The organism is Dyadobacter diqingensis, assembly GCF_024220585.1.
In the GTDB taxonomy this organism is placed as follows: Bacteria; Bacteroidota; Bacteroidia; order Cytophagales; family Spirosomataceae; genus Dyadobacter; species Dyadobacter diqingensis.
The window spans coordinates 58,735-70,198 of sequence record NZ_JAMXKF010000016.1 but is presented as its reverse complement, the minus strand read 5'-3'; the positions used below and the strand labels follow the sequence as shown (position 1 = coordinate 70,198).

Here is an 11,464-nt window from a genome sequence, read left to right as displayed (position 1 = left end):
GGGTTTGTGGATTCTCTATAATACTATCATCCCTTCGGGGTTAAAAATGGTATAGATGGAAACGATATTATGGATGGTGTCTTCCACTTCATTTTTCGAAAAATCCCGAAGAGATTGCACTATTGTGGATTATGGTTATCACCGGGTTCTTGTTGAAAAAAGCCAAATTATTGCAATTTTGTGTCACCCTTTCAGGGTTTGGGATCGGCCGGGTTTGTGGATTCTCTATAATACTATCATCCCTTCGGGGTTAAAAATGGTATAGATGGAAACGATATTATGGATGGTGTCTTCCACTTCATTTTTCGAAAAATCCCGAAGAGATTGCACTATTGTGGATTATGGTTATCACCGGGTTCTTGTTGAAAAAAGCCAAATTATTGCAATTTTGTGTCACCCTTTCAGGGTTTGGGATCGGCCGGGTTTGTGGATTCTCTATAATACTATCATCCCTTCGGGGTTAAAAATGATATAGATGGAAATGGCATAATAGATGGGCACATCCCATTTCATTTTCAAAAAATTCCGAAGAGATGGTATTATTGTAGAAAATACATAGGAGATGGCTTTTGCAAAACCCTGAAAAGATGACGTATTTATAGTACACGATCCGCTATTCAGCTCAGCATTTTAATCCCGAAGGGATGGTATTATTGTAGAAAATACATCGGGAATGGCTTGTGCAAAACCCTGAAAGGGTGACATAAAAATACTCAGGATCGTTGAACGACCGAAAAACTATTCGTCAAACCGAAAGACGTTTTTTACTCCATTCCGTCTGCTGATTTTTATCAAAAAACGTCCACGCGACAAATCTGCTTACTTTTTGTCCCTGCGCCATTTCTATCGTTTTTACCTCAAAAACTTTCGCCGTTTTTAAAGCGGCATATACACCGGACAACGTCGTTTTTTTTGAAATAAGAGAAGTAAACCAAAGACATTGTTCCTTAAACTCCACACTTTCCGAGATCATTTTTTTGACGAAAGCTTCTTCTCCGCCCGGACACCACAGCTCGGCATTTTGTCCTCCAAAGTTCAACGTTTGTTTTCCGGTTTTTTTCAAGCCCAGGTTTGTCAGCTTTCGTGCCGTCCCAGCCTGTGCTTCCGCAAGCGAGGCGTGAAAAGGCGGATTACAGAGCGTAGCGTCAAAGAATTCGCCCGGTTTGATAATACCTTTAAAAATATGCTGAGACGAAGTTTGCAGTCTGCATTCGATCGCGCCTTCCAATGAAGGATTATTCTCTATGATCCTGCTTGCGGAGTGATAGGCAAGGGCGTCGATATCAGACCCGACAAAACGCCATCCATATTCCCGATGGCCGATAATCGGATAAACACAGTTGGCACCTGTGCCGATATCCAGTACGCGTATTGCCTTTCCAACCGGGAATTTTCCCTGATTGGACAATCCAAGCAAATCAGCAACATAATGGATATAATCTGCCCGTCCCGGTATGGGCGGGCAGAGATAGTTTTCAGGAATATCCCAGTATGATATTCCATAAAAATGCTTCAACAGTGCTTTGTTGAGCGATTTAACCGCATCCGGATTTGAGAAGTCCACCGATTCATCTCCATAGGGGTTTATTGAAACGAACTTCGCCAGTTCCGGTGTGTCCTGTATCAATCGTTTAAAATCATACCGGTCCCTGTGCAGGTTCCTGACGTGCAGATTTGTTTTCTCGGTATGTGTTTTTTTAGATTTTTGAGCCAATGGAAGCGCCGGTCAGATTAGTTAAGGATCGCTTTTTTCGAAGCAATCTGCTCATAAACAGCGTCCCAAAGATCAATTCTTTTTTGAAGGGATTGAATGGTAGCTTCTTCTGCTTCTTTCCAGAAGGTTTCATTTTCTTCACAAAGATTCGACGTCATCTGTAAAGCCAGGTTGCTGTGATGATCGCCGTCCACCTCGATATGCCGTTCCAGATAATATTTGAAAATGGACACTTCATTCGGGAAAGTTTTACTGATATCACTTACAATCGAATGGAACATATTGGGAATGAGGTCCTCACGACCAAATGTAAAAGTTGCAGCCTGAAGATAGTCTTTACCGCTGTTGATAATATCGAAAGTGAAATTTACAAAATCCCTGGTAGCTTTTGGTGCGCCTGATATTTCAAATGCAGTTTCGAGATTATTACCGGATTTTAGCGCCAAAATGAATTTTTCGATCTGGTTTGTATCCGCGCCGCTTTGCTGCATGGCTTCCAGATATAGTTCAAAGTGGCTTTTTAAATCACCGTTTTCATCGATATCCGATTCTTCTCCCAATACAATTTCGTTGATCAAATGTCTGGTTACGGCAGACCCTTTTGGAAACCACGGCACAGTGGTACAGGTAAGATTGTTCTGTAATGCTTTCAAAAGCGACATAAAATCCCAGACCGCAAAAATATGATATTGCATAAAGACCCTGAGGTCTTCAAGCTCGGTAATCGCTGAATAAACTTTATGGTTGATGATTTGCTGCCGAAGCGGCTCGATCGACTGTTGTAATTTATTGATATGGTCGGCCATATGGTAAAAATGGTAATGAGACTTTCAAGATTCGTAATGAATCCGCAAAGGTAAGGCATCACCGGGCCTTATCATATCTTTTAATGGTTTTATAAGAACTGAGAAGCCCGGTCTTGCAAGACCGGGCTTCTGTTTAGGCTTTATTGATATACACTTTTTGTCCGCCCTTTCTGATGGATTCGTAAACGGCGTCCACAACAATCATATCTTTCAAACCCTCGTGACCAGTTACATTCGGATCCGGTTTATTGTTTAAAATGATATCAGCGATGCCATCCATTTGTAAAGTCTGATGGGTTACTACGGGTTGGTTCATCGGTCCCAGATGTGTACGTCCTTTGATCGGACCGTAGCCAAAAGCGGGACTTAATTCTGCAAATCCTTTATCACCGATAACATACAGCCTTTCAAAATTATTGAAGTTATAAGTCGTGCCGCAGTTCGCTATCACACCGCTTGGAAAACCCAGCTGAAACGTGATGGTTTCGTCAACTTCCTTGAACTTGACAGGATCCGTTTTGCTCTCCTGAGCTGTTACCCAGACCGGTTCTTCGCCCGTGGCATACCGTGCGCCGTTCAGCGCATAAATGCCGACATCCATCATTGCTCCACCGCCAGCCAGCGCTTTTTTTAGCCTCCATTGATTTGGATCTCCGCTTTTGAAACCCATGTAGTTGTTTACATGCATAATTTTCCCAAGTTCGCCGGCTTCGCGCATGCGGATCAGCTCGCGCGTATGCGGTTCAAAATGCATGCGATAACCTATGTAAAATTTGACACCTGCCTTTTCACATGCGGCAATCATTTCCCGCGTTTGTCTGGCGTTGTCAGCAACCGGTTTTTCACAAAGTACATGTTTACCCGCGGCCGCAATTTGCAGCACATGTTTGTGGTGCAGCGAGTTTGGCGTGGTGACATACACGATATCAATGTCAGGATTGTTTTTTATATCGCTGACCGTTTGATAGTTATAAGTATTTTTGTCCGGAATGTTATATTTCTGTTTCCAGGTGTCGATCTTGGAAGGGGTACCGGAAACAACACCGGCCAGCGTTGCCAGCTTACAGCTTTGCATGGCTTCGGCAACACGGTTGGCGTAACTGCCCAGGCCCATCATGGCCACGCGGAGCTGTTTTTCCGGACGAACAAGTGGTTCGGGAATCATGTGTGCCGAAGCCGGAAGGCCGGAAAGTGCAGTCGCTCCGATACCAAGAGAAACCTTTTGAAGGAAATCACGACGAGAATTCATACAACAACAGGATTTGTTAATAGTGTTTAACAGAGAAAATCAGAGCTTGATCCCAAAAGTAAATCTCTGTAACGATCTCCTTATGAGGAAGAAATATTGTGTTCAGAAAAAACTTTCAATTTTTTTTCTTCGCTCTGAACTTAATTTTTAATTTACATGTATATACATTAAATGTAACAACATATAAATTTCTAAATCATGAATAATCTGATCAACGGCTTACACCATATCACTGCACTGGCCAGTGACGCACAAAGAAATGTGGACTTTTATGTAGGGATTTTAGGGTTGAGGATGGTTAAAAAAACAGTGAATTTTGACGCACCCGAAGTATATCATTTATATTATGGAGACGAAACCGGTACGCCCGGCTCGATTGTTACATTCTTTCCGTATGCCGGTTTGGTGCGTGGCCGTAAAGGCGGCGGGCAGCTTACGTTTTCAGCGTTCTCGATCCCCACTTCATCTTTAAGTTACTGGATGGACCGCCTCGTGCAGTTTGGAATACCTTACGCCGGACCATACCGACGATTTAATGAAACCTATCTTCGGTTTGAGGATTTTGACGGCATGGGTGTGGAGCTCGTTGCCAATGATACAGACAAACGTCCTGGCTGGGATAACGGTAAAATACCAAAAGAGTATTCCATTCGAGGAGCTTATACCGTTTCGTTGAGTGAGTTTAAAATTGACCGTACTGTATCGTTGTTAACCGATGTGATGGGGCACAGGCTGGTGGGAGAAGAATCGGGGATATATCGTTTTGAAAGCGGAGAAGGCGGACCGGGTTCGTTTGTGGACGTGTTGGAATCGCCTAAGGATGTTCGCGCTTTGCAGGGTGCCGGCTCGGTGCATCACCTGGCTTTTGCTACGCATAGTGATGAGACGCAGCTTGAAATCCGTGAGAAATTGTTGTCTGAAAGCTATAACCCGACCGAGGTTTTGGACCGGAATTATTTCCACAGCATCTATTACCGCGAACCCGGTGGTATTTTATTTGAAATTGCCACCAATCCTCCCGGATTCTCCGTGGATGAAACGGTGTCTGAGTTGGGATCTTCTTTAAAATTACCGGAATGGTTTGAACCAAGAAGGGAAAAAATTGAAGCCGAATTACCAGCGATTGTAGCGGAATCAAAATAATTCAGAAAATCTGATTCATACAATACCAGCCAGATCCGACACATAGAAGCGTGTCGGATCTGGCTGGTATTTTTATTCCGTACATTTCAGATCGGCCTTACATTGCTTATCTGATAATGCTGATGGAAGGGATCACCAAAGAATTTAACATCCGCCCAAACCACCGTTTCCGGTTTTATGGCCGTCAGCGTATCGAACGAGACTCCTTTTGCACGTCTGCCTTTCTCAAAAAATGAATTTCCTTCGGCTTCTTCGGGCGATTCTTCGATAACGAAAGAGATCAAGTACCTATTTTCTGCCGTGGAGTCTTCTGTTATTTCAAGAATGCGGATTTTACATCTGAAAGACATCGGTTCTGCTATCATGGTTATTTTTTCTTTGTTAACGATTTTCCTGCTGCTTCCGTATTTTCGCCCGGTGGCAGCATGGAAGGAACCGGTATTCCCGAATCGGAATTTTGTTCATGCACCGGATTGAAAACCGGGTCTGGTGCTGCCTGAAAACTTGCGGACAAATTTAGAAACTCCATGGAAGGAACCGGCGCATCTGTGTTTGACAATTCCTGGTTTTGCAAGGCACTGAATTGCAGCGTCGGTACCGGGGCAGCTTCATAACCCGTCGTTAATTCCTGAATTTGAAGCGACGGACCGGGTGAGCTGCTTTCAGAAATTCCGGTTTCTGTCGACGCAAATTGCGCGGGTGCCGGTGCCACCGAAAAAAGACTGCTATTTTGCTCCGTTTGCTTTGTAGAAGCATCAGGTGGCGGAAATACATTGATGGTTACCATAATCTTATGAGGATAAATTTAAATGGACCTGGTTATAAATAGATCGTCGTAATCTCGTTGGATGCATCGTCAATGGTGCCGCTGACCGCAATTCCACTGCTTTTTGCGGCAGTTAATACCAGAAACATATTCGTTGCACCATCGGTAGTAAGGGGCTGTACTTTTCTCCATCCCAATGTTTCAACAAAACCCCATACATTTTTTGAGTGCGGAGAAGAATATACCTGCAAGATTTTTTTTGAGAAATTCATGATTGTAAAAGTTAAAAGGTGAAGAAATGATTAATAATAAAGCAAATGAATTTTACTGCCGTCTACCTGAACCGTTACGGTCTGATTGGTAATTCTGGCTTTTACAAGTGCTGCGTACATATTGGTGACCCCGTCCGCCGAAAGCTCACTGACTTTTCTCCATCCGGCCGACTCGATAAATGCCCAGGCATTTGTGGTATGCGGGCTGCAAAATACCTGCAAAACTTTTTTGTTGGATAAGGTGGTCAATGCGGCAACACCGCCAACATTAATTTTTGCAGTAATGTTGTTACCGGAACGGGCTATATTGGTGATCGAAATCTTGGAATCTGTTCCGTTATAAGCCTTGCTGCTCGGTGTGCTGGAAGCGGTAAAGGAATTGTTGGCAGCCGTAGGGAAAACGTCCGTCGCGTCGCCTGAATTGGCGCTTGAATTCGTCTGCGGGTTTAAATTCAGTTGCCGCAAACCGTCAGCCTGTTCGACATCGACGAGATAATGGTTTTCATCCGTATTGCCCGACTGATTTTCGTCAATATGCTCAATAAGCAGTCCTTCTCCGGGTAGCGAGACGTCAAAACCTTCCTTTCTGCGGTTTGACAATAGAAAATATTCTTTGCTGTTGATGCTGCCGACAGGAAGTTTTATAACATCCTTGTTGCTCTCATAAGGGCGGATCGTCACTTCCTGTTCTGCTCCAAAAATAACTGTCGGGTTAACCCAGCCAGTTGTTACCTTACACCATGCAGTGGGATGCGCGGGTTTGTCTCCGCCATTTCCCCAGCTTCCGCCTGCCATAAGGTCCCAACGGCCAGTGCCTTGTGAGGTATAATCGGTATCATAAAGGTCTGGCAAGCCGCATAACAAGTGTCCCAGCTCGTGGGCCATGACACCTACTTTCCCATTTTCGGGCGCCATAAAGTAGCGGTCGATTTTCACACCGTCCACATTTTTAGGCGCAATACCCCACTTGTGAGACCAGATATCGTTTTTATTTCCGCTCTGTTCGCCGCCTATACCAGCACAGATAATGACCAGCGCTTCTACAAATCCGTCTCCATCATTGTCATATTGTGAAAAACTGACGAAAGGATTCGCAAGATCGATGGCATCTTCTGCCAGTTTCTGGGCGTTTCTTGGATAAGCCCCGAAACCGAAATCGTTGTTGGTGTAAAACGCCTTGGTTTGCGGCGCCCTGAACCAACCCGCCGTAGGTCCGCCCTGGCCTGCTACGGCACCTGTTACGTCCAGCTGCCCGTAAGAAGCTTCCCGATAAAAATCCCTCATACTTCCCGTTGCATAACTGCCTACTGAAAACAACAGATTGTTAAAGTGTGCCTGCGGTTGTGCTGCGGTTTTGTCTGAAAAATCAACGAGTAAAACGATTGCCCGTTTGTTGCCCAGCACCGGCGCCTGTTCACGTGCCTCGCCGACGAAATCGTGATTACGGGTTTTGTGTGGCCGGCTGGTGATCTGACTAAAAGTGCGGAGGTCAAGAATATCTACGTCGTTGAAATCAGCCAGGTCGGCTTCCCGAAGGAGTGCGGCTTTGGTTTTGACAATCTTCTCCAATAACTCGGGAGAGGGAGGCATGATGCAAAAATGATCACCCTTTGATGAATGGTTACACATGTTTTTTTAATTTAAGGTTTAAATTAAAATGCTCTGAAACGTTTCATCAGATTAGTCGTAGCTTGGTATTATTTTGGTAACACTTTATTGATATTATTTTATGATATTTTTATAAATCATAATCAGGTGAATAAAAAAGCGGCTTCCTGAACCGGAAGCCGCTTAGATTAACATGGCTAATAAATCCATAAAACAATATTTAGTCAACCCGCAAGACACGTTCTATTCGCTGTTCTGTCAGTTCAAAAGATGTCGATTGTGCTTCGCCGTTAATAATTACTTTGATCTCGTATTTCCCTGATTCCAGGTCGTCTACATTCAGCCGGCGTCCAAATTTCTGAAAGCCCTTGCTGATCACTTCCCGGTACATAATTTCTCCTCTTGAATTTCTAAGCAATAACAGCGTCGGGGAATTTGTGTCAACTTTATCAATGTATACATTAATTTTCCCCTCTTTGGTCGGATAAATGCCGGTACCAAAGCCAGCAGATTTCTTGGTTCCTTTATCATCATCGGCGGCGGACGATAAAGGAGCGAACAGTGCAACGGCACATGTCAACGCTAAAAATGAAGTTTTCATGGCTAATGTAGTTTATGTTGGGTTAAATGTAATCCGTTTGAATACCGCTGGAATTCCGTTAATGGCTTCATGGGATTAGTCGTGATTTTCATATTTTTAGCAACAGATATTGGTAAAAAAATCCATTAAATATTTTTGTATTGGTGTGACTTACAGGTAAATAACAAAAAAAAAGCCTCCCGATTTAGCGGAAGGCTGATATTCATGAAGATGGCTAATAGATCGGTTCCCTAAATGCTGAACCAGCTTATGTTTTATTCATTGATGTTAAGCACTCTTTCTGTTCTTTGTTCGGTCAGTTTGAACGATTTGGATTGTTTTTCCCCGTTGCTGATCACGTCAATTTCGTAGTTGCCCGATTCCAGGTCATTTACATTTAACGTACGTCCGAATTTTTGAAGGTTTTTTTCAATTACTTCGCGATAAACTACGTCGCCTTTATCGTTTTTCAAAAGCAATATAGTTTTGGCTTCGTTATTTGCTTTATCAACCAATACATTGATTTTTCCGGTTTTAGTCGCGTAAATCCCTGTACCGAATCCGGTTGATTTTTTGGTTTCTTTATCTTCGGCAGATGCAGTGAAAGCAACAGAAGTAACTAAGGCGAATGCGCAGATGAAGGTTTTGATTGAAGTTTTCATGGCTATATGTATTTTAATGTTTTTAATTTATTTTTTATGGCTAATAGACTGTATTGTATTATTTAATGCTCAGCACTCTTTCTGTTTTTTGTTCAGTTAACTGAAATGATCTGGTCTGCACTTCATTTTTACTGACTACGTTCAGTTCGTATTGTCCTGCTTCAAGTTTCCCGACATTCAAAATGCGTCCGAATTTCTGGTTGTCCTTCTCAACGACCTCGCGGTAAACAACATCACCTTTTTCGTTTTTGATAAGCAGTGTGGTCTTGGCATCAGCATTTTGCTTGTCGACCAACACGTTGATTTTCCCTTCTTTGTTGATGTAAACCCCGGTTCCGAAGCTCGCGGCTTTTTTAGTTTCTTTGGGTTCGATCGTTTTTGCAGATGCTGCAAAAGTGAAAGAAGTAACCACTGCTAATGCGTATGCGATATTTTTGATTGAAGTTCTCATGGCTATATATATTTTGTGTTATTGTTAACTGTTAATCTTAAAGTACATTTCAAAGGTAAGGTGATGGAAGGTACTATGTAATACAAAGTACACGAATGGGGCCTTTTCGGTGATAAGTGGTAATGGGGTTAAATAAGTAAATCGGGAGAAAAATAAAGTCCTTGTGAAAGCTAAATAACAGATGAGGAAATCATCAAAAACGTTGCATGTCTCTGCCGGTTATTTTATCAAATATTTTTGGAAAGTAATCAAACCGGGAATTTTAGGGGATTTTTAAAATAAAAAAATGGCTTTCACGATCGTGAAAGCCATTTCCATTTAAGAATTTAATTAACCTTAGTTGATCGTTACCACACGCTCCGTTGTTGGTTCTGATAATTGAAAAGCTTTTTTCTGAACTTCATTGTTACTGATCACATTGATTTCGTATTTACCTGCTTCCAGATCTTCAACATTTAAAAGACGGCCGAATTTTTGATTGTCTTTTTCGATAACCTCGCGGTAAACAATTTCACCGTGCTCATTTCTGACAAGCAAAGTCGTGCTTGCTTTGTTGCTCTGTTTGTCGACAAGGACGTTGATTTTTCCTTCTTTGTTAATATAAATACCCGTTCCAAAGCTTGCTGCTTTTTTGTTTTCTTTGTCTTCGGCATTGGCAGTGAACGCGGCAGAGGTAATAAGTGCAAACGCACAGATGAAGGTTTTAATTGAATTTTCCATGGCTAAATTTTATTTTGCTTTTTGTAATTCCTTATCTTAAAGGACATGACAAAAGTAATCGTGCGGTCGGTACTGTGTAATACAAAGTACACAGATGGAAGCTATCCGGTGATAAGTGGTTTAAAAACGGAATGAGCTATTAAACGGTAAAGGTCATTTTTGTAAGTTACTGTAAGTGAATTGAAAATAAACTAAAAAAGCAGTTTCCGGACACGCGGAAACTGCTTTTTTAGTTTATGAGTAAGTTGGCGTTAATTCTTTTCGACAAAATTCATGTCTTTGGTAAAGGTCTCTTCCAGGAAGTACAAGGCAACTAAGGCAATAATATCCGTGGCAATCCCGAGCATAAGCCCGCTGTTGATGACGCCCAGATCGGGTTTGAACTGGACGAAAAGCGCAGCAAGCGGAATGGTGGCACCGCGAACAAAATTTGGAACGGTTGTGGCGACGGTAGCCCGTAAATTTGTTCCGAAAAGTTCTGCCGCAATGGTGATAAATAAAGTCCAGTAGCCATTACAGAACCCGAGGAATGCACAAACCACGTAAAAGGAAAATGCGTCTTTCAAAGGGATTAGCAAATAAACGGCCATCATGCAAAGCGACATGCCGATGAATAACCCAATCACTTTTTTTCTGCTTTGTAAATATTGGCTTAATAAACCACTGGCGATGTCTCCAAAAACCTGACCTGAAAATGCAAGCATAACAGCCTTTCCGGCATTCACGCCGACAACACCTTTTGCACTTCCAAATTCCGGCGAAAAAGTGATCAGGATGCCGACGACAAACCAGATGGGCAGCCCGACGAGAATTGCCATCAGATATTTCCCAAATCGTTTTCCGTTACCGATGATCAGCAGGATATTTCCTTTATCGACACTTTTTTCTTTTATTTTTTCAAACATTCCGGATTCAAAAACATTGAACCTGAGCACAAGAAGTATCAAACCCATTCCACCGCCTACAAAGTAGGATATGCGCCAGGCGAAAAGATCAGCCACAAAATAAGCCAGAATAGCGCCAAGCACGCCCAGAGTTGCAACGAGTGTTGTGCCGTAGCCGCGGATTTCCTTTGGCAGCACTTCTGTCACCAGCGTTATGCCCGCACCAAGCTCACCGGCCAAACCTACGCCGGCTATGAAACGGAGTATGGCGTATTGATCTACCGAGGTCACAAATCCGTTGCCAATGTTGGCGAGTGAATACATGATGATAGAGCCGAAAAGGACCGAAAGCCGTCCTTTTTTATCTGCAATAATGCCCCACAGCACGCCGCCGATCAGCATACCGGCCATCTGATAATTCAGCAACTTTATTCCTTGTGTTAAAAGCTGGTCATCGGCTACATTCAGTGCTTTAAGACTGGGTACCCGCACGACACTAAACAAAAAAAGATCATACATGTCCACCAGATAACCAAGTGCAGCAACAATAACCGGCACTTGCATAAGCTGCGATAACAAGGACGGACGGGATTGTGGAATGACGGACAT

At 43.0% G+C, this 11,464-nt stretch carries 13 protein-coding genes; 1 reads left to right on the top strand and 12 read right to left on the bottom strand.

The features are described 5' to 3' along the window. Nucleotides 1-745: 745 nt before the first annotated feature. The 3 genes from rlmF to M1L62_RS28670 form a co-directional block, all read right to left on the bottom strand. On the bottom strand, nt 746-1,714 hold the full coding sequence (gene rlmF, locus M1L62_RS28680) for a 23S rRNA (adenine(1618)-N(6))-methyltransferase RlmF (RefSeq protein ID WP_254563081.1): 969 nt from the start codon (nt 1,712-1,714) through the stop codon (nt 746-748). 17 nt (nt 1,715-1,731) lie between these two features. Beyond that, nucleotides 1,732-2,520: a DUF3050 domain-containing protein gene (locus tag M1L62_RS28675; RefSeq protein WP_254563080.1), complete on the bottom strand. Its 789-nt coding sequence runs from the start codon at nt 2,518-2,520 to the stop codon at nt 1,732-1,734. A gap of 133 nt (nt 2,521-2,653) precedes the next feature. After that, complete coding sequence (locus tag M1L62_RS28670; protein ID WP_254563079.1) at nt 2,654-3,769, bottom strand: Gfo/Idh/MocA family protein; 1,116 nt, start codon at nt 3,767-3,769, stop codon at nt 2,654-2,656. Nucleotides 3,770-3,967: 198 nt separating this feature from the next. Between M1L62_RS28670 and M1L62_RS28665 the strand changes: the two genes are divergently transcribed. Beyond that, entirely contained in the window at nt 3,968-4,912 is a 945-nt protein-coding gene (locus M1L62_RS28665) for a ring-cleaving dioxygenase (protein ID WP_254563078.1), read from the top strand. Between the two features lie 86 nt (nt 4,913-4,998). On the opposite strand, the gene M1L62_RS28660 is transcribed toward M1L62_RS28665, so the two are convergent. The 9 genes from M1L62_RS28660 to M1L62_RS28620 all read right to left on the bottom strand — a co-directional run bounded on the left by M1L62_RS28660 (nt 4,999) and on the right by M1L62_RS28620 (nt 11,464). Continuing rightward, on the bottom strand, nt 4,999-5,277 hold the full coding sequence (locus M1L62_RS28660) for a hypothetical protein (protein ID WP_254563077.1): 279 nt from the start codon (nt 5,275-5,277) through the stop codon (nt 4,999-5,001). A 2-nt stretch (nt 5,278-5,279) separates the two neighbouring features. Beyond that, nucleotides 5,280-5,699, bottom strand: coding sequence for a hypothetical protein (locus tag M1L62_RS28655; protein ID WP_254563076.1), 420 nt, complete (start codon nt 5,697-5,699; stop codon nt 5,280-5,282). Nucleotides 5,700-5,731: 32 nt separating this feature from the next. Beyond that, complete coding sequence (locus M1L62_RS28650; RefSeq protein WP_254563075.1) at nt 5,732-5,950, bottom strand: hypothetical protein; 219 nt, start codon at nt 5,948-5,950, stop codon at nt 5,732-5,734. A gap of 30 nt (nt 5,951-5,980) precedes the next feature. Beyond that, nucleotides 5,981-7,579: a M6 family metalloprotease domain-containing protein gene (locus M1L62_RS28645; protein WP_254563074.1), complete on the bottom strand. Its 1,599-nt coding sequence runs from the start codon at nt 7,577-7,579 to the stop codon at nt 5,981-5,983. 199 nt (nt 7,580-7,778) lie between these two features. Further along, on the bottom strand, nt 7,779-8,159 hold the full coding sequence (locus tag M1L62_RS28640; RefSeq protein WP_254563073.1) for a hypothetical protein: 381 nt from the start codon (nt 8,157-8,159) through the stop codon (nt 7,779-7,781). 254 nt (nt 8,160-8,413) lie between these two features. Further along, nucleotides 8,414-8,800 carry a hypothetical protein gene (locus M1L62_RS28635; protein WP_254563072.1) on the bottom strand — a complete coding sequence of 129 codons (387 nt, stop codon included), beginning with the start codon at nt 8,798-8,800 and terminating at the stop codon, nt 8,414-8,416. Between the two features lie 58 nt (nt 8,801-8,858). Beyond that, the gene (locus tag M1L62_RS28630; protein WP_254563071.1) at nt 8,859-9,251 is read right to left on the bottom strand and encodes a DUF3244 domain-containing protein; all 393 of its coding nucleotides are present in this window, start codon (nt 9,249-9,251) and stop codon (nt 8,859-8,861) included. A gap of 336 nt (nt 9,252-9,587) precedes the next feature. Then, nucleotides 9,588-9,971 carry a DUF3244 domain-containing protein gene (locus M1L62_RS28625; protein ID WP_254563070.1) on the bottom strand — a complete coding sequence of 128 codons (384 nt, stop codon included), beginning with the start codon at nt 9,969-9,971 and terminating at the stop codon, nt 9,588-9,590. A 251-nt stretch (nt 9,972-10,222) separates the two neighbouring features. Further along, nucleotides 10,223-11,464, bottom strand: coding sequence for an MFS transporter (locus tag M1L62_RS28620; RefSeq protein WP_254563069.1), 1,242 nt, complete (start codon nt 11,462-11,464; stop codon nt 10,223-10,225).

What these genes read in the sequence shown, in the direction of transcription:
- M1L62_RS28675 (WP_254563080.1), bottom strand. Translation starts at nt 2,520, where the DNA reads ATGGCCGACCATATCAATAAATTACAACAGTCGATCGAGCCGCTTCGG.
- M1L62_RS28670 (WP_254563079.1), bottom strand. Translation starts at nt 3,769, where the DNA reads ATGAATTCTCGTCGTGATTTCCTTCAAAAGGTTTCTCTTGGTATCGGA.
- M1L62_RS28665 (WP_254563078.1), top strand. Translation starts at nt 3,968, where the DNA reads ATGAATAATCTGATCAACGGCTTACACCATATCACTGCACTGGCCAGT.
- M1L62_RS28660 (WP_254563077.1), bottom strand. Translation starts at nt 5,277, where the DNA reads ATGATAGCAGAACCGATGTCTTTCAGATGTAAAATCCGCATTCTTGAA.
- M1L62_RS28655 (WP_254563076.1), bottom strand. Translation starts at nt 5,699, where the DNA reads ATGGTAACCATCAATGTATTTCCGCCACCTGATGCTTCTACAAAGCAA.
- M1L62_RS28650 (WP_254563075.1), bottom strand. Translation starts at nt 5,950, where the DNA reads ATGAATTTCTCAAAAAAAATCTTGCAGGTATATTCTTCTCCGCACTCA.
- M1L62_RS28645 (WP_254563074.1), bottom strand. Translation starts at nt 7,579, where the DNA reads ATGTGTAACCATTCATCAAAGGGTGATCATTTTTGCATCATGCCTCCC.
- M1L62_RS28640 (WP_254563073.1), bottom strand. Translation starts at nt 8,159, where the DNA reads ATGAAAACTTCATTTTTAGCGTTGACATGTGCCGTTGCACTGTTCGCT.
- M1L62_RS28635 (WP_254563072.1), bottom strand. Translation starts at nt 8,800, where the DNA reads ATGAAAACTTCAATCAAAACCTTCATCTGCGCATTCGCCTTAGTTACT.
- M1L62_RS28630 (WP_254563071.1), bottom strand. Translation starts at nt 9,251, where the DNA reads ATGAGAACTTCAATCAAAAATATCGCATACGCATTAGCAGTGGTTACT.
- M1L62_RS28625 (WP_254563070.1), bottom strand. Translation starts at nt 9,971, where the DNA reads ATGGAAAATTCAATTAAAACCTTCATCTGTGCGTTTGCACTTATTACC.
- M1L62_RS28620 (WP_254563069.1), bottom strand. Translation starts at nt 11,464, where the DNA reads ATGTCCGTCATTCCACAATCCCGTCCGTCCTTGTTATCGCAGCTTATG.